The organism is Acinetobacter celticus (assembly GCF_001707755.1).
Classification (GTDB): domain Bacteria; phylum Pseudomonadota; class Gammaproteobacteria; order Pseudomonadales; family Moraxellaceae; genus Acinetobacter; species Acinetobacter celticus.
In genome coordinates this window covers 539,893-558,189 of record NZ_MBDL01000001.1, presented here as the reverse complement: position 1 = coordinate 558,189, position 18,297 = coordinate 539,893, and the positions used below count along the sequence as shown (strand labels likewise).

General features: G+C 38.5%; 16 protein-coding genes. 14 read left to right on the top strand and 2 right to left on the bottom strand.

Annotated elements, in window-relative coordinates; translation table 11 throughout:
- The first annotated feature begins 106 nt into the window (after nucleotides 1–106).
- The 9 genes from BBP83_RS02550 (at nucleotide 107) to BBP83_RS02510 (ending at nucleotide 8,393) form a co-directional block, all read left to right on the top strand.
- The gene (locus BBP83_RS02550) at nucleotides 107–949 is read left to right on the top strand and encodes an SDR family NAD(P)-dependent oxidoreductase (RefSeq protein ID WP_068885962.1); all 843 of its coding nucleotides are present in this window, start codon (nucleotides 107–109) and stop codon (nucleotides 947–949) included.
- A 280-nt stretch (nucleotides 950–1,229) separates the two neighbouring features.
- Entirely contained in the window at nucleotides 1,230–2,171 is a 942-nt protein-coding gene (locus tag BBP83_RS02545) for a TauD/TfdA dioxygenase family protein (RefSeq protein WP_068885827.1), read from the top strand.
- A 125-nt stretch (nucleotides 2,172–2,296) separates the two neighbouring features.
- Nucleotides 2,297–2,995, top strand: coding sequence for a Crp/Fnr family transcriptional regulator (locus BBP83_RS02540; protein ID WP_068885826.1), 699 nt, complete (start codon nucleotides 2,297–2,299; stop codon nucleotides 2,993–2,995).
- A gap of 110 nt (nucleotides 2,996–3,105) precedes the next feature.
- Nucleotides 3,106–3,321: a TOBE domain-containing protein gene (locus tag BBP83_RS02535; RefSeq protein ID WP_068885825.1), complete on the top strand. Its 216-nt coding sequence runs from the start codon at nucleotides 3,106–3,108 to the stop codon at nucleotides 3,319–3,321.
- A 13-nt stretch (nucleotides 3,322–3,334) separates the two neighbouring features.
- Complete coding sequence (locus BBP83_RS02530) at nucleotides 3,335–4,816, top strand: hypothetical protein (protein WP_068885824.1); 1,482 nt, start codon at nucleotides 3,335–3,337, stop codon at nucleotides 4,814–4,816.
- 33 nt (nucleotides 4,817–4,849) lie between these two features.
- On the top strand, nucleotides 4,850–5,917 hold the full coding sequence (locus BBP83_RS02525) for an ABC transporter substrate-binding protein (RefSeq protein WP_068885823.1): 1,068 nt from the start codon (nucleotides 4,850–4,852) through the stop codon (nucleotides 5,915–5,917).
- A 29-nt stretch (nucleotides 5,918–5,946) separates the two neighbouring features.
- Nucleotides 5,947–6,792 carry an ABC transporter permease gene (locus BBP83_RS02520; protein WP_068885822.1) on the top strand — a complete coding sequence of 282 codons (846 nt, stop codon included), beginning with the start codon at nucleotides 5,947–5,949 and terminating at the stop codon, nucleotides 6,790–6,792.
- Between the two features lie 12 nt (nucleotides 6,793–6,804).
- Complete coding sequence (locus tag BBP83_RS02515) at nucleotides 6,805–7,572, top strand: ABC transporter permease (RefSeq protein ID WP_068885821.1); 768 nt, start codon at nucleotides 6,805–6,807, stop codon at nucleotides 7,570–7,572.
- 8 nt (nucleotides 7,573–7,580) lie between these two features.
- Nucleotides 7,581–8,393, top strand: a complete 813-nt coding sequence (locus BBP83_RS02510) for an ABC transporter ATP-binding protein (RefSeq protein WP_068885820.1) — start codon at nucleotides 7,581–7,583, stop codon at nucleotides 8,391–8,393.
- 123 nt (nucleotides 8,394–8,516) lie between these two features.
- On the opposite strand, the gene BBP83_RS02505 is transcribed toward BBP83_RS02510, so the two are convergent.
- Both BBP83_RS02505 and BBP83_RS02500 read right to left on the bottom strand, forming a co-directional pair.
- Entirely contained in the window at nucleotides 8,517–9,884 is a 1,368-nt protein-coding gene (locus tag BBP83_RS02505) for an MATE family efflux transporter (RefSeq protein WP_068885819.1), read from the bottom strand.
- Between the two features lie 121 nt (nucleotides 9,885–10,005).
- Entirely contained in the window at nucleotides 10,006–11,160 is a 1,155-nt protein-coding gene (locus BBP83_RS02500; RefSeq protein ID WP_068885818.1) for a methionine aminotransferase, read from the bottom strand.
- Between the two features lie 203 nt (nucleotides 11,161–11,363).
- Between BBP83_RS02500 and BBP83_RS02495 the strand changes: the two genes are divergently transcribed.
- The 5 genes from BBP83_RS02495 (at nucleotide 11,364) to BBP83_RS02475 (ending at nucleotide 18,294) form a co-directional block, all read left to right on the top strand.
- The gene (locus tag BBP83_RS02495) at nucleotides 11,364–14,660 is read left to right on the top strand and encodes a type VI secretion system Vgr family protein (RefSeq protein ID WP_068885817.1); all 3,297 of its coding nucleotides are present in this window, start codon (nucleotides 11,364–11,366) and stop codon (nucleotides 14,658–14,660) included.
- 2 nt (nucleotides 14,661–14,662) lie between these two features.
- On the top strand, nucleotides 14,663–15,994 hold the full coding sequence (locus BBP83_RS02490) for a LysM peptidoglycan-binding domain-containing protein (protein WP_068885816.1): 1,332 nt from the start codon (nucleotides 14,663–14,665) through the stop codon (nucleotides 15,992–15,994).
- A gap of 13 nt (nucleotides 15,995–16,007) precedes the next feature.
- Nucleotides 16,008–16,484: a hypothetical protein gene (locus BBP83_RS02485; protein WP_068885815.1), complete on the top strand. Its 477-nt coding sequence runs from the start codon at nucleotides 16,008–16,010 to the stop codon at nucleotides 16,482–16,484.
- A gap of 176 nt (nucleotides 16,485–16,660) precedes the next feature.
- Nucleotides 16,661–17,575 carry a hypothetical protein gene (locus BBP83_RS02480; RefSeq protein ID WP_068885814.1) on the top strand — a complete coding sequence of 305 codons (915 nt, stop codon included), beginning with the start codon at nucleotides 16,661–16,663 and terminating at the stop codon, nucleotides 17,573–17,575.
- Between the two features lie 8 nt (nucleotides 17,576–17,583).
- Complete coding sequence (locus BBP83_RS02475) at nucleotides 17,584–18,294, top strand: hypothetical protein (RefSeq protein WP_068885813.1); 711 nt, start codon at nucleotides 17,584–17,586, stop codon at nucleotides 18,292–18,294.
- Nucleotides 18,295–18,297: the final 3 nt, after the last annotated feature.

Genomic DNA, 18,297 nt, shown 5'->3' with positions numbered 1-18,297 from the left:
ATTGTCAAAACTATATTGGAGGCCAGAACTGCAATAAAAATAGTGCAGTAAATGCATGGTGCTGAAGCGTGAAGCGGATCACTGGTTTAAGCCAAAGGAAAAAACAATGAAAAATTTTAAAAATAAAGTGGCCGCAATTACTGGAGCAGGTTCAGGCATTGGTCAGCAGTTGGCGGTATTATTGGCAAAACAGGGTTGCCATTTGTCATTAAGTGATGTCAATGAGCAAGGTTTGGCCCAAACAGCAGAACTGGTTAAAGGTAGTAATGTGCGGGTCACAACCCAAAAAGTGAATGTGGCGAATTTGGAAGAAATGCGTGCTTGGGCACAGGACACCGTACAGAATCACAGTTCAGTCCATATGATTTTTAATAATGCAGGCGTGGCGTTGGGTTCAACAGTAGAAGGTGCAAGTTATGAAGAATTGGAATGGATTGTAAATATTAACTTTTGGGGCGTGGTGTACGGCACCAAAGAATTTTTGCCCCTGATTAAAAAGTCAGGTGAAGGCCATATTATTAATATTTCAAGTTTGTTTGGTTTGACTGCGCAACCGACGCAGTCGGCGTATAACGCGACCAAATTTGCAGTGCGGGGTTTTACAGAGTCTTTACGTCAGGAATTGGACATGGAAAACTGTGGTGTGAGCGCGCTGTGTGTGCATCCAGGCGGGATTCGTACCAATATTGCCAATGCAGCCAAAATGAATGATAGTTTGCGTACTTTGGGCATGAACCCTGAAAAATCAGCCCAGACGTTTAATAAATTATTACGTTGCCCGCCTGAAGAAGCGGCCCGCCAAATTTTAGAAGCGGTACAAAAAGATAAACGCCGTTTATTGATTGGTAACGATGCCAAAACTTTAGATTTAATCCAGAGGATTTTACCGACGGGCTATCAGAAAGTCACCGCCTTGGCGACGAAATGGAGTCAAGGAAAAGGAAAATAAACTGTTTTGGTGTAAAAGAAGAGTCCGCATGATGCGGGCTTTTTTATTGGAAAATAAAAGCCTTAGATACGGTACAAAATGACGTATTGAAGTCATTTGGTGATAATTTTATCCGCATCGTATGGTCATTCCTTTGGGGGCTTAATGCTGTTTTTAATTTTTATATATCTAAAATGCAGTATAAGAATGTCAATTTTTTGACAGATTTGAATAAGTAAATTGTTCATGATGACTTCACAGACAACCAGTCTATCCAATATCAATATATGAGGGCGTGATCATGAGCAAGCAATATCAACACATTCAAGTTAAGCCAGTAAATGGTCGCATTGGTGCAGTGATTGAAGGCGTAACGTTATCTTCAAAACTTGACGATGCTGTGGTGCAAGAAATTAATCAGGCACTGCTGATACATAAAGCAATTTTCTTTAAAAATCAGTCACATTTAGATGATACCGAGCAAGAAGCTTTTGCTACCCGTTTGGGTACACCATTGAATCATCCGACTGTTCCTGTCAAGCAAGGGTCTAATCACATTTTAGAACTTGATTCGCGTGGCGCACGTGCAGACAGTTGGCATACCGACATTACTTTTTTAGATGCCTATCCAAAAGCGTCAATCTTACGCAGTATTGTTGCACCAGAAGTCGGGGGAAACACCGTTTGGGCCAATACCACGACGGCATATAATGATTTGCCAGAAGAGTTAAAAACTTTGGCAGACAGCTTAAGAGCCATTCATAGCAACAATTATGATTATGCTGCCAAAGCCAGTGTACCTGCTGAAGTGTTGGCAAAATATAAAGATTTTTTTAATTCGACTGAATATGAAACGGAGCATCCTTTGGTGCGTGTACATCCAGAAACGGGTGAAAAGACTTTATTACTCGGACATTTCTTCAAAAAATTTGTCGGCTATAGTGCCGCAGATTCACGCCGTTTATTTGACTTATTTCAGAACTATGTCGAAAAGTTGGAAAATATTGTCAGCTGGCGCTGGGAAGCAGGTGACGTTGCCATTTGGGATAACCGCGCAACGCAGCACCGTGCAATTAATGATTATGGTGATCAGCACCGTGTGGTGCGTCGTGTCACTTTGGAAGGCGATATTCCAGTCGGTGTTGATGGTCAATTGAGTCAAGTCATTCGTAAAGACGTAAAGCGTGATGTATCGGATTTCCGTTATGTTGTAGCTGAAGGCGCTTATAAAAAAGTTTCATAATAAAAGCAGATTCATTGACAAGCTTTGCAGATAAAGCGAAAACCAATGAAGAATAAATGATTCGTCTGTCCAAAATAATCCATCTAATATGCATATTAAAAGTATTAGATGGATGAATAATCAAAATGCATGATTTAAAAGATCAGACGAATGGTCAGGTTTTAAAAAATATATTTAAAAATTTATCTGAGCATGAAATTAATTTTATTTTAAAAATGTCATTTATAAAAAAATATCAAAAAGGTGATTTAATATTAAACAAAGAAAATTGTAGAGATGCTGTTTATATTTTACTCGATGGAATTATCCAAATTGGATATTTAAGTCCATCGGGTCGTTTTCATGCCTTTAATTATTTTTCAGAAAAAAGTCCGATTAATTTACTGGCGTGTATCAATGAACAGGTCATTGATTATGATTATTATGCGTTTAATCAAGTTAAAATCTTGCATATTCCGATCGCTATTTTTTCAAAAGAAATTGGTAATAACAATGCTTTAAAGCAAGATGCTTTAGATATTTTGAGCCTGCGCATGCAATATCTTTTACAGCAAATGAAGTTTTTGCAAGTTGCTAATTTGCACCAAAAAATTTGTAAAACCTTACTCGACTTGTCTCATCAATATGGTCAAAAGCATCCTTTAGGTACCGAAATTAGATTGAAAATTTCACAGCATGATTTGGCTGATTTATTATCTTCTTCTAGGCAAACCATTAATAAAGAGATTAAGAGTTTAACTTCTCAGGATGTGATTTTTTGGCAGTATGAAAATATTATTATTAAAAATTATGAATATTTGAAATATCAGATAAATAGAATTTAAAATCACTTTTTATGATTTTATAAAATCAGATATAAAAATCAAATTATATTATTTTTATGGGTTTAGTAAATAGGTCATATTGGTTTCTAACAAAAAATCAGGAATTTAAAATGACTATTCAATCTATTAATGTACGTAATCAAATTAAAGGCACTATTCAGGAAATTGTCAAAGGAGATGTAGTTTCTGAAGTGGATGTCGTGACAGCATCGGGTGTTTTTACTTCCGTCATAACCACTCGTTCAGTTGAAGAATTGGATTTACAGGTCGGCAGTCAAGTGATTGTGCTGATTAAATCGACCGATGTGTCACTTGCCAAGCTGTAGGTGCACCGTTTCCATGAAAAAATTTATAACAAAAAGTGCAGGTGTATTGACCTTACTGAGTGCCAGCATTGCTATAAGCCATGCAGATACAGATGTCGCGCAGTTACAGCAACAAGTCAGCCAGCTTGAGCAGTCACTTAAGCAATTGAAGACTGAGTTGAGCCGTATACAGGGGCAGAGCCAAATAGTAGCCGTGTCAGCTGATGCCGACAGTGTGGATGCTGAATTGGCATCAGAAGGGGAAGATGATCAAAGCTTTGTGACCCGAGCAGAATTGCAAGGGCTACAGAGTGATATTGAAAACTATAAATACCAAGTCCAACGTGAACGTGATACCAAAACAGCATTATCCACCCGTCAATTGCTGATTAATGGAGTGGTGCAGGCCAAAGCATCTTATATCGATGAACCCCAAGTGGTACAACCGCAAGGTCAAAATACGGGTTCTGCGGTGAATAATCGTCGTTCATCGTTTGATTTAGGTGCAGTACAAATTGGCTTTGCAGGGAACCTGTTTAAAGATTATGAACAGGGAAAAAACCTAGATTTTAATTTGCGTTTCGGAACTTCGCCACAAACAGGAACCAATAATAGTTATCTGAATTTATTAGATGCGCAGCTGATTTATAACGTACTTCCAACTTTCAGTGCAGATACAGGGCGTTTGACTGTGACTTTGGGGCAACAGTTATTGCCTTTTGGACAAGAAGTACAAGCCACGGAAGATTTAAAACCGACCATCAACAATGCCTTATTTAGTTTGCCTGGCTATGGCTATGGCTTGGCACTGCGTGAAGTCGGGCTAATTGTCCGTGGTGATGCCTTACCAACGGTCGATTATGGCTACAACTACCGTTCGCCAATGATCAGTTATGCCTTTGGTTTAGTGAATGGTAATGGCGCCAATAAGTCGGATGACAATGACGATAAAAACTTTATTGGTCGCCTGCGCTATACCTTGCCTGCGCAATACAACTCATGGTTGCGTGAACTGAGTTTTGGCGTGTCATGGTATCAAGGCAAGAGCAATTTGTTTGATACCTCAGGTGTTTCAGCATCTTTTGCTGGCAAAGGCGATGTGTTACGGAAAGGTTTTGATATTTATTATAACCATCATCCTTTTGGCGCCACCTATGAATATGTACAAGGTGAAGATGAGACCTATAGCAATTCAACGGCAACGGTGTATACGCGCGAAAGTGAATCACATACCGGCACATTGTTTTGGAATTTTGGTGAACAATTTGTCAAAGGGTTTCGTAACCAAGGTCGCTATGACGACTGGTGGCCAAAGTCTTATCAAGCGTTTTACCGCTTTGACAGTATTGATCGTGACACCAATGCATCGAATCAAACCATTGATATTCACAGCTTAGGGCTGAATGCATTTTTTGCAGAAACCACCAAGTTACAAGTGAATGTAAACCGCGTCAATAATGAAATTACCAATAAGACATATAACGAGCTGGTCGCACAGCTTCAATACGGTTTCTAAATTTTAAAAATCAAATTCAGAGGAAAGTTAGAGATGTACAAGTGGACTAAGATTTTATTTACAGGTGTTGTTGTTGCAGCCACTTTGGTGCCTGCTGTACAGGTGATGGCTACCGAAGCAAAGCCCAGTGTGATTCGTTTGGCATCACCTTATGTTGGCAGTGGTAACCGTCCCGTGGGGTATGGTAGTTATTATGCCACCACGCAAACCTTGGGCTTAATTGAAAAAGAATTCCAAAAAGATGGCATTAAAGTGCAGTGGAATAACTTTAAAGGTGCAGGTCCTGCCATTAATGAATCCTATGCCAATGGTTTAGTTGATATTACGTGGTTAGGAGATTTGCCGACACTGATAGGCAAGGCCAGTCGCCTAGATACTAAATTGATTGCAGTCGGCGGTTCACATGATAATACCTATTTGGCCGTCGCCCCAGATTCTCAAGCGAAGACATGGGCTGATTTGAAAGGCAAGCGGATCGGTTTCTTTCGCGGTACCAGTATTCATCTCGGACTGTATCAAATCATCAAAAAATATGGCTTAACTGAAAAAGACTTCCGTTTTGTTAATGTCGATGGCCCTGTGGGATATGCCGCTTTAGCCAGTGGGGATGTCGATGCCATTTTCACTAATCAGTCGATATTTCCAGTGGTTGACCGCGGTATTGCGAAAATCATTTACAGTTCGAAAAAAGAGCCGAGCCAGCTACAAAGTTCAGGCTACATTTTGGTGAGTTCTAAGTTTGAACAAAAATATCCTGAAACTGTACAGCGTGTCGTAAATGTACTGGTCAAACAGGCCGCATGGGAAAGCCAAGCCAGTAACCGTGAAGCATTATTTAAATTGTGGTCGAAATCGGGATTGTCTTATAACACCTTTGTTCGTGCCAATTCAGGTGTCGATTTAAAAGCGCACAGCGCACCGATTCTTGATGCTTATAACGTGTCTTTAATTAAGCAAAAGCTGAAAGCAGGACAGGACTTGAAACTCATCCGAGGCACGATTGATGTCGACAGCTGGATTGAGCCGAAATATGTCAATAATGCGTTAAAGAGCCAAAACTTACAGAATTTTTGGACGCCTTTAAATGCCAGTGGAAAATAAGCCATTGGCCTGCGAAAGGAGCGGAACAGATGTTACAAGAACTTGAATTCGGTGTGGCTAAATCAGAACCGCAATCCACGGTACAAAGCACCCAAACTATTGGGGCATGGCTGAGGCAAAGTCACATAGTACAGTGGGGCGTTGGCCTTATTTTCCCTCTTGCGTTGCTTTGGTTGTGGCAGGTTTCTGTGGCAAAAAACTGGGTGAATCCGTTGTTGTTACCTGCGCCCGAATTGGTCTGGACAGCGTTGAAGGATTTATACAGTAGCGGTGAGTTATGGAGCAATCTTCGGGTCAGTTTAACTCGTATTGCATATGGATTCAGCGCAGGCATCTTGCTGGCCATAGTTTTGGGTTTGACGATGGGTTTATCGCGTCGCGCCGAAGCCTATATTTGGCCAACCTTTAAAGTCATTAATTTGGTGCCAATTGTCGGCTGGATTCCCTTACTGATTTTAGTGGTCGGAATTGACGAAGCTTTAAAAATTATCCTGATCGCCAAAGCGGCGTTGGTGCCGATGACCATTAATGTCTTTAAAGGGGTTCGTAATATTCCACAGCCCTTAACTGAAGTGGCGCAGGTCTATCAATTGGGCACCTGGTCAAAGTTTAAAAACTTGGTTTTACCGGGTGCATTTTTAAGTTTTATTGGTGGCTTGCGCTTATCGTTGGCCAGTGCATGGGGCGCGTTGGTGGCGGTAGAACTCTTGGCATCTAGTGAAGGCATCGGCTATGTCATGGTCTATGGCCGTCAAATTTTCCAGCTAGATGTTGTCATGGCCACAGTCATTGTGATTGGTTTGGTGGGTTTTGGTTTTGATGTGTTAATCAGCCTTTTACAAAAACAATTTCGTGGCTGGGACAAAGCCCAATAAACAGGTGAGTGAATGAAAAAACTTGATTACCGTGGTGCAGTGATTCCACTGATTTTATTTGGGTTGTGGTCATGGGTAACAGTAAAGCAATGGATCGACCCTGCACTATTACCCCTACCGAAACAGGTTTGGCTGGCATTTTTAGACGGGCTTCAATCTGGTGAACTATATGAAAATGTGATTGCCAGTTTGTTGCGCAATACCACAGGTTTTATTGTGGGTGGCGTGATTGGTGCTGGTTTGGGCCTACTATTGGGTTTAAATGTCTGGCTAGATCGGTTTTTCTCACCGACCTTAAATGCCATTAAGCATGTCGCGGTTTTTGCATGGATTCCTCTTATGATCATGTGGTTTGGTCATGGTGAATTATCCAAAGTGATTTTCATTGCTTTGGTGGTGTTCTATCCCGTGTTTTTTAATACCTATGATGGAGTAAAAAATGTGCCCAATAAAATTAAGGAAGTGGCACAGATTTTCCAATTGAGTCCTGTCAGCACCTTCTTTAAAGTCATTTTACCGGCAGCAGCCCCGAGTATTTTTGCAGGCTTAAATATTGCGTTGGTGTTTTCTTGGGTAGCCACCGTGGGCGCAGAATATTTCTTTGTCTCGGCCGTTGGTGTAGTGAACCCAATTTTGGACGGGCAGAATTTATTTAAAATGGAAGTCGTATTGTATGGCATGGCCGTGATTGCGGTAGTAGGGTTGCTATTTTCCAAAGCAGCTCAGTTTTTCGAAAATTATAATTTACGCTGGCGTCAGGCCGTGAATAAAAAAACTTGAGGTATCAAATGAATCAGCCAGTCAATATTTTGGGTCATGTTGAGATTCAGAAATTAGATAAATTTTTCCCCCATGCGGGAGAAGACTTACAAGTGCTTGAGCAGATTAATTTAAATATTCAGCCAGGTGAGTTTATTAGTATTGTGGGCAACAGTGGTTGCGGAAAATCAACGCTCTTGCGCTTATTGGTGGGTTTGGATGCAGACTTTCAAGGCCGTATTTTAATTGATGGTCAGCCCATTCAAGGTACCAGTTTAGACCGCGGTATTGTTTTTCAAGATCACCGACTCTTTCCATGGCTGAATGTCGAACAGAATGTGGCGTTAGCACTTGAAAAGAGTCCACTGTCTAAAACTGAAAAGCAGGAATTAATTGATTATCACCTTAATTTGGTACAACTCAGTGCATTCAAAAAAGCCTATCCAAGCCAATTGTCTGGAGGCATGAGTCAGCGCGTGGCGATTGCCCGTAGTTTGGTGAATCGTCCACAAATTTTGCTGTTGGATGAGCCTTTTGGGGCACTAGATGCCTTAACCCGTGCCAATTTACAACAAGAGCTACAACGTATTTGGCAGTCTGAAAAAATCACCACCATTTTAGTGACCCATGATGTAGAAGAAGCTGTGCTTTTAGGGGATCGGGTGGTGGTGATGCAACCGCATCCCGGGCGGATTAAACGGATTGTTCCTGTGCATTTAGAACGACCGCGTAAGCGTGAAGATTACCGTTTGGCCTCGATTAAAAATGATATTTTGCGAGATTTTCAAGAACATGCTGACGTGATTCCACATGAATTGGATCAGTACAAATTGTCATGGTAAGTGCCAAGCTACAATTAAAAAGCCTGCAATTTGTAGGCTTTTTTTTGATCTGGTTTTTAGACATTAAAAATGGAAGGCTCATCCGTTTGATATTCGGAATTAATAGATGAATTTTATTCCAATTTAAATTAAAGCAGTGACCGTTTTCTTCTTCCAGAAGAATTGATAATACAGTCCTTGTAAAATACACAGACTGACAAATGCCAAGGCATAGGCATACCAAATACCTTTTAAGCCCCACCATTCACTAAACAGGTAAGCAAAAGGCACTTCAATGAATAAAATGGCCACAATATTAATAATCATGGGAACGGTAACGGTGCCACTGGCGCGCATAATAGAAGCAAAAATAGCACTCGCACCAAAGAATAAAATCGACCACAGCACAATAAACAGCAGTTGTTGACCTAAGGCCACCACTTGCGGGTCAGTAATAAACAGTGCCATTAAGTACTTCGAAAATAAATAAGCCAAAGTCACTAAAGTACCGGTAATGGCAATATTCATACCCAATGCTGTACGCGTAACTTTGTTAAGTAATTCTGACTTACCTGCGCCAATGGCTTGGGCTGCAAAAATAGAGGCCGCAATTGAAATAGAGAGTGCAGGGAATTGAATATAATTGAGTACCTGATTGACTGCACCATAGGCCGCGGTCGCATCGGCGCCATAACGGTTCACTAAGCCGACAATCACTAAACCTGCAATTGAAGTGGTCATCATTTGAATACCGGTTGGTATGCCTAAGCGCAGAATAATTTTACTCAGCTCAGGCTGGTGACGAATATGTTTGATTAAAGCCAAATCTGGACGCAAAGGATGATTGGTCTTATTTAAATAAAAATATAAAAAAATCAGGGCAATCAAAAAACCAATGATGGTGGCAATTGCAGGGGCAATAATCCCTAATTTGGGAAAACCAAATTTACCTAAAATTAGTACAGGTGTAATGATTAATCCTGTGCCAATGGTCATGGCTGAGGCAATGAGTGGGGTGGTGCTGTCACCGACACCGCGCAGAATCGAGGTATAAATAATATAGATAAACAGCAACGGACTACCAGCAAGCATCCATTGCACATACGGGACAGACAAATGTAGTACATCGGGCGCCGTACCCAAAGCCTGCAAAATATATTTGGTAAAAATTACCCCCAATAATGCAATCAGCGTACCGCCAATGAGGGTCATAAATAATGTTGAGCCCACCACGCAACGCACTTTTTCTACATTTTTTGCACCCCAAGCCTGTCCAACCAGCACGGTTGCCCCCGCTGATAGACCAATCACAAAGGCCATGAGACAAAACAAAATAGGAAAAAATACCGCCACAGCGGCAATAGCATGTACGCCTAGCATTTGCCCAACAAAGACAGTATTAATGGTGCCTGACAGATTTTGTAGAATATTGGTGGCGATTAAAGGAAGCAGAAAAATTAAGAAGGTTTTCCATAATTTTTGTTGATTTACGAGCGGTTGATGCTCTGACATATGCAATCCTTTGATATTCTTTTGTTGGCGGTGTTTTGCAGTCTACACTAGCATACTTACCATAAAAAAAGCCTTAGCTTTTAAGTAACTAAGGCTTCAATGGAAGGTTTCACTGACGCCATTAGACTGCAGATAAAATTTGTCCTGCTTGTTGTAAGGTGTCGTGTTTTTTCGCAAAACAGAAACGAATTAAACGTAAATCTTCAGGTGTCTTTTGATAGAACGCAGAAACAGGAATAGCAACAATACTGTGTTGTTCTGCTAAATATTGACACATCTCGATATCATTTAAATCGGGGCGGATGGCGCTGTAATCTAAATTTTGAAAATAAGTGCCTTGCGATGGCGTGAACTGGAAACGTGATTCTTTTAAGCCTACATTGAATAGATCGCGTTTGGCCTGATAGAAACCAGACAGTTGCGTAATATGTTCAGGATGCTTGGCCATAAAGGTCGCCAAAGCCATTTGCACAGGGGTAACGCCGCAGAAATTGGTGAATTGGTAAATCTGACGAAACACTTGCATCAGGGCCGGTGTTGCAATGCAGTAACCAGTTTTCCAACCGGTGACATGAAAGGTTTTACCAAAAGAGCCAACCACAAAACTACGTTCACGGAGTTCTGGAAAAGACAGCGCTGAATAGTGGCGCTGTCCATCATAAATCAGGTGTTCATAGACTTCATCGGACAGCACAATAATATTTTTATCTTCAATTAAGGCAATGAGTTGCAACCAGTCCTGCTTTGACCAAATTGCCCCCGTTGGGTTGTGGGGGGTATTCACAATGATCATACGGGTTTTATGATTAATGGCTTGTTCTACGATATTCCAGTCCACATTAAAATGCGGTGTTTGCAAAGGAATATGCACAGGAATACCACCAGCCAATTTCACGCTAGGGGCGTAACTGTCATAACTTGGATCAAAAATAATTACTTCATCACCGCTATTGACCACGGCATGAATAGCACTAAAAAGACCAATGGTTGCACCTGGGGTGATGGTTATTTCATTCATCGGGTCAAGCTGCAATTGATCGCGCTGTAAAAATAATTGGGCCAGTTGTTCACGTAAGCTCAGTAATCCATCACCTGATGCATACTGATTAAATCCATCCTGCGTTGCTTGAGTTAAGGCATCTAATAAAGCGGGTGGGGCAGGAAAGTCTGGAAAGCCTTGAGACATATTTAAGGCATTCAAACGCTGTGCCATCGCACTCATGACGCTAAAAATAGTGACGCCTTGGGCAGGGATTTTGGATTCAATCTGGATCATGGCGAAAATATTGAAAAGGAAAGATAAACAACAGTGTAGCAGTCCGTTTTTAGTGCTGAAAGTTTTATCGGCTATATTCTTCGGCCATTTTGAAGCAGAACATCTGTTACATAAAATATAAAATGTAATGAAAAAATGACTGGACTAAAAAATAGACATTTCCTAGAATGCGCGTACAAATAAAATAAATTTATAAAAAAAAGATGATTAATAATATTTATTCCCTCATTGAGACTTTTGGGCTGAGTGTACAAAAGCGCGCTTTGCATATTCAGTTTTCAAATGAAACTTTAAACCCACAAGTTTTTCTTCAGCGTATAGAAGGTCAACATCAAATCAATCAAGGCTTACGTGCCGAAGTTATTTGTTTATCTACACATGCTTATATTCTGCTCAAGCAATTTATTGGCGTACGTGTTGCGATTGATCAAGTGACCGATACTGGTCAGCTTTATCGCATGACTGGGATAATTACGGGTGCAAGTCAAGGCCAGAGTGATGGTGCGCTGACTCTTTATAAGTTGGTTATTGAGGATGCGACGGCACTGTGGCATAAGCGCCGTAACAGTCGTGTTTTTATGAATAAAAGCGTGCCAGAGATTACGGAAATACTCTTTAGCGAATGGCAACATAAAAGTGCGTTATTTGCTTCAAGTCTAAGTTTGAATTTGGCAGGATTGAGCCGTGATTATGCAGTACGCCCTTTTGTTATGCAGGCCAATGAAACCGATTATGCATTTTTAACCCGACTGTGGCGCAGTGAGGGCATTAACTGGTTAATTGATGAAGCGACCTTGATGGTTCCAGCTTCGATTGAGCCGATGCAGGCACAGAAATTACGGTTAATCGATTGTAATCAATCCTTTGAAGCGCTTGAGCGCCAGTCCATACGCTTTCATCGGAGTCATGCAACTGAATGCTTAGATACCATCACCAGTTTTGTGGCACAGCGTTCTTTGCAGTCCGCTATTATTCAGACTCAACGTTGGCAAGCTCAAACATTAGCACAAGATCAATCTAGCCCGATGTTAAGTGCACATCAACACAGTGATGCACAAGACAATGAAACTTTAAGTTTAGAACAGGCGTGGACGGTTAGTTCAGCATGGACAACCGATTTAAATGGCGAAGATCAAGCCACAACCGCACATTCAGGGCAATTAGAGCAGTTGAATCAGCAATTGAATCAATATCAAGAATTACAGTCTAAATATTTTAGGGTGCAGAGCAGTGTACGTGATGCGCAGGTTGGTTATTGGTTTGAACTACAAGATCATCCTGAAATTAATCAGCATCAAGGTTCAGACCGAGAGTTTTTAATTTTAGGCAAAACTTTTTATAACCAAAATAATTTACCTAAAGATATTTTGGCACAGTTGGATCAATTGCTCAGTACAAGTCGCTGGACATCTTTGGGCGATGAACGTCAAGCCAACGAATTATATGTGGTGCGCCGTCATGTGGCCATTGTTCCTGAATATGATCCGATACAACACCGTACCATTGCTTATCCGCAACGGGCTAAAGTGGTGGGGCCTGAAGGTGAAAGTATTCATGTGGATGCTTGGGGGCGAATAAAAGTTCGGTTTTTATTTACCCGTAATGATGACCATAGCCATGATGGCGGTGCTGGAAGCAATGACAATGATACAGATTCTGCTTGGGTCGATGTATTAACGCCATGGGCAGGTGAAGGTTATGGGGCACGTTTTCATCCACGAGTTGGTGAAATTGTGGTGATTGACTTTTTTGAGGGCGATGGAGATCGCCCTTTTGTTGTTGGGCGGATTCACGAAGCGGAACGTCATCAAACCATGTTTGATATGAAAGGTCAGCTTCCAGATACTCAAAAACTAAGTGGCATTCGTTCACAAGAGGTTAGAGGGGCAGGTTTCAATCAACTTCGCTTTGATGATACGACAGGCCAAATTAGTACCCAATTGCAAAGTAGTCACGGTGCGAGTCAATTAAATTTGGGTAACCTCAGTCATCCCAAAGACAGTGAAAGTAGTCATGGGCGAGGTGAAGGTTTTGAATTAAGAACCGATGCATATGGCGCAGTTCGCGCAGGCAAAGGCATGCTAATTAGTACCTATGCTCAGGAACATGCAATTGCAGATCATTTGGATGCTACGCAGGCGCAATCTTTGCTGAATCAAGGCAATGAGAGTATGAAAATACTGAGTGGCATTGCAGTGAAACAGCAAAGTGATGCATTAAATGTGATTGGCCGTTTACCGAAGCTTATACAATCCTTAGAACTCAAAAGTAGCTCACAAGCAATGTTGGCCACCTTAAATTTATTTAAGGATGATTTGAGGCGAGACCCATTGAGTGCATTGAAAAACTGTAAAGGTTTTATCCAAGATATTGGCTCAATCACCCAAGATACTACAGGCACGATCCAGCAATTTAAGGCATATTTTAATGATACAGAAGAAGCTTTTAATAATCTAAAAGAGGTGATTCAGAACTTAGAGGATCATGGGGCTGACCAGCTGCAGGTGCGTATTAGCCGTTTAAGACATCAGTTAAAAGATGATCCGTTGAGCGTATTAAAGGAGGTTAGTAAGATTGTTGAAGAGATTGAAATTAACCCTGAGGATTTAATCATAGGTGGTTTTGGTCAGCCAGAAATTTTTACGCCAATGAAAGCATTAGAGCATGTTAAAAGCTTTATGGATGGTTATGCACAAGAGTTGGAAAGTTCCAGTAATCCTAAGCAATTGGAGCAAGGTAAGTTATTTCGTCAGGCATTAATGTTATTGGCATCCCCAAATGGCATTGCTTTAACGACTCCAGAAGACATTATTTTACAAGCCTCACAGGATATTGCGCAAAGTGCACAGGGTTCAGTCAATGTCAGTGCGCAAAAAAATATTGTTATGCATACGCAGGACAAAGTGAGTTTATTTGCGGCTCAAAAAGGGTTAAGTGCTTATGCTGCAAAGGGCAAAGTTGAGCTACAAGCGCAAGATGATGCAATTGAAATTATTGCTCGTAAAGTGATTAAGTTAATTTCAACAGAAGACAAGATTGAGTTAACCAGCCCAAAGGAAATTGTACTGACGGCAGGTGGTTCGCAACTAAGAATTAATGGGGACGGTATATTTACTACAACAGGTGGCAAGTTTGAAAGCAAGGCAGGGCAGCATAGTTTTGTGGGGGGGAAGGAAATCAAAGCAGAGATTGTTTCCTTACCTAGGAATAACAAGAATGTATTCACAAATAAATGGGATTTTTATGACTTATTCTATAATGCCGATTTTTCAAATGTTCGATATAAATTAATCAATAATGAAAATAATACCTATGTTTCTGGAACCTTAGATAAACATGGTCGAACTCAACGAATGAATACATCCAATAATGAAAATCATGACATTCTCATTGGTACTGATGATGACTGGACTGTGTCATTAGATGATGGAAATGAAGATGATGATTTTGAGTTTAACTGTAGTTGTAGTTCACACCAAGATCATGAGGATGAAATATAATTATGGATTGCTTAGCGAATATTAAATTTTTGGATGCTCTTGATCAGCCGATTAATGGCTTAGTTCATCAACTTTGGGTTGATTCAATATTAATCTCCGACCATATTACGATTGATAATGGTGAATCTGTATGGATTAAGCGTCCGGTCAGCACAATTATCGATGTTCGAGTAAGAAGTATAACTTCAGGGGAATACGAATCCAAAGTTAAGATAAAGCTTATTGGTGAAAAAACTATTTTTATTGTTCGTAGCCCTAAGGTTTTATTAAAAGGGGTAAATCTCTCAGCCAAGGACGTAGCAACGGGCACATATGTCAGGTCGACCTACATTGTTGCAGAAGGTGACTATTTGTCTCGAATCGCAGATGATAATCATACCACTACAGCAGAATTGATTAGAATTAATAATCTAAAAAGTGATACAGATATTCATCCTGGCCAAGTGTTAAAAATTCCTGTAAAAAAAGTGGACGTATCAACGCCACCATCTGAAAGTAAACCACAACAACAAACGAAACCAAGTTCGCAAGACAAAACCAAGATTATTGTTGTTCAACAAAAAGATATTCTACCGTTGATTGCTAAACTCACTGGCAATACTGTTGATGAAATTAAGAAATTAAATGGATTAAGTAATGACAAGCTGAGCCAAAATCAAAAACTAAAAGTTTATGACCGTAAGGTGGCATCTCCTGTATCTAAACCACAGGCTGAGAAGAAGAAAGAAGATAAAAAGCCAGTTACGCCACCAACAGTAAAACAAGATGCATCAAAGAATAAAGAAGAGACTCCAGTGGCTAAGGTTGAAACCCCTACTTCAGTTAATGTAAAAGGCTTGTTGCCACAAGCGTGTGGAGGGGAAAAGCACTATAAGAGAACATTAGCAAAAATTGCTGAACTTCACCCTACTTATCAGCCTTATGTCATTAGATTGATTAATACAGCATATACAAAATTAGGAATTACTTGGGCTATTACAGATGGTTATAGAAGTCCATCTGCACAAGATGCTTTACCAAGCGCCAATACTAATGCAAAAGCATTACAAAGTTATCATCAGTATGGTTTAGCAATAGATATTTGCTCTGTAAGGGATGGTGAGATTGTTGCTTATAATATAAAAATTAAGAAAGCTGACCGTGAAAAAATTGCAATAGATGATGTTAAAAAACTAGGGGAAATAGGCGGAGAACTTGGATTAGTGTGGGGAGGGATATGGAGAAGAAAAGATTACCCTCATTTTGAATTGCATCCTAATGGAAACACATGGCGTGATTTGAAGCCACAGCTTCTTAAATTAGGTGTAAGTAATTATAAAAACTTAACATTCTAATGAGGAAAATGTAATGAGATACTTAGTTATCATCACTCTATTATTTAGCAGTTGCATTGCTCAAGCTAAAATACAAAATAAATATACAGGTTATGAGATTAATCATATGTTTAAATCATTACAAAATTTTATTGTTGACTACGAGGTGGAGAATGGGGGGCCTGTTTTAGATAATAAAGTAAGTATTTATAGGATTAATAAAAATCATTGTGTAATTATTTCAAAAGTTGATGGTGATTCTGGCGGTTATGGTAGTGAGGATCTATTATATTTTTATAATTCCAAATTTTTATCAGGTTATAGTCTTAGTTACAGCTATACATATTTAAATAGTAAAGGTACAAAAAAATCCAATAAACCAAGTTATATGGAAATTATAGATGATAGTGAAAATGCAAATGTACTAAAAACTGACTTTATAAAGTATCTAGGAGAATTTAATAAAAATACCTTAAGTAAATGCTCATCCAAAAATCAACAAAAAAAGTAAGATCAATATTAAGAAAATAAAGATCATTTATTGTTTTAAGCTTAATTTTTTCTTTCTGTTTTTTAGCTATGGATGTTTGGAGGGTAATATTTTTTATTTTAAAAATGTGTATAGTGATAAGAATGAAGTTATAAAGAATAAGTGAATATAATCTGAATCTCAGATAAGGTTTAATTATGAGAGTTTTTTTAATATTATTTATTGTTTTTGGGTTTTATTTTATATATGAAAAACAAACTAATTTGATTGGATCTTGGGCTGTAGAATTACTCAAAAGTGATAAAAATATACCAATTTATATATTTAAATTAAATATAATTGAGCAGAATAAGAGAGTGTTAGGAGAGTATTTTTATATTTTAAATTATGGCAATAAAATTGATTTTAATAATAATTTTATTGGGAGTTGGGTTTCGGATAATAAATATAGTATATTTTTTTATAGTGGTTTTAGTTGGAATTTTGGATTGGTTGATTTAATTTTAACTCAATATAGTAAGTTGTTATGGAAAGTTACTAAAATCCCTGAAAAGGGTGAGTATTTAATTCCAAAAATAGCGATTTTAGATAAGAAAACATTGACGGATCAGGATGATGTTGTTAACCAGGGAAAAGTTTTTATTTCTAATAATCCAGATGTTTTATCAAAAACAAAACCTTATTCAATGGAATTAGATAAGGTAACTATAAGTGAGGGAGAAGATAGAAATAAAATATTTGAACTGGATTTAACTGATGAACAAATAAGTACAGAAGGAGGTGTAATTGAACTGAAAAAGGGTAGAAATAATTGCTCTCTTATACTTAATATTTATAGTGAGTTGGGGCAGGAACGTTACGATTTTAAATTTAAAGAAAATAATTTGATAAAAACATCTTATCTAACTTATAGATATCAGAATGGTTTATTGGTTACTGATGATGACTTGAAAGATCTTATTGCTGATGATAATACTGATTTAGATGGTAGTGATATGGAACTGATTAGTAGGAAATATTTTATTGGAAGTGAAAGTGATCATATTGTTAAAAAGTTCATATTTTATAAGCAAAAAATCCCTAAACCTATTTTAATTGAAAGTTGTAATTAATCTAAGCCATGAAAAAAATAAATATAAGAAAATTATTGATATATACATTTGTATTTACTATTCCTATATGTTTTTCAAAAGATATAGATTTTTTTGGAGATCTAAAAGAAGACAGTATTCAAGTAAATGAACCAGTTAAATTTATTGATGAATATAATGGTTATACAGTTATCAACAAAAATAAAAAAATAAAATTAACAGATTTTGGAAATATCGAAAAAAATAAGAATGGAGTTAAATATATATTAAAGAGTTATGGTGTTCAGATTTTAAATAATGGCAAGGTTTTTAATGTATTTAAAACTACAACACCTGTAAAATCAAATGTAGACTTTAATTTACTATATCATGATGAAAATATTGTTGCTTTCAGAGTGCGTGACAATAGTACGATTGATTATGTAAAAAAACCATTCAGAAGTTTTGTGGTAAATACCTATATATATAATTTAACTTCGAATAAATTCTCGACGGTCCCTGTTTTGAATTTTGAGAGTGAGCTAGATGGGAAAAAATTAGATTTATTACAAGGAGATCAATTTACATTTAATCCTAAAAAAGGAACTTATACTTATCTCGCAAATATAAAGTATGCCAATAATAGAAAAAAAGAAACATTTCAAGTGGACTTAAATGTTTCTTTAAAATGTATTTCAGCTTCTCTAGGGTGTGACAATGTCGGACTTTCTTTGGCAGAAATTGATGTGGTTGGTAAATGAGTT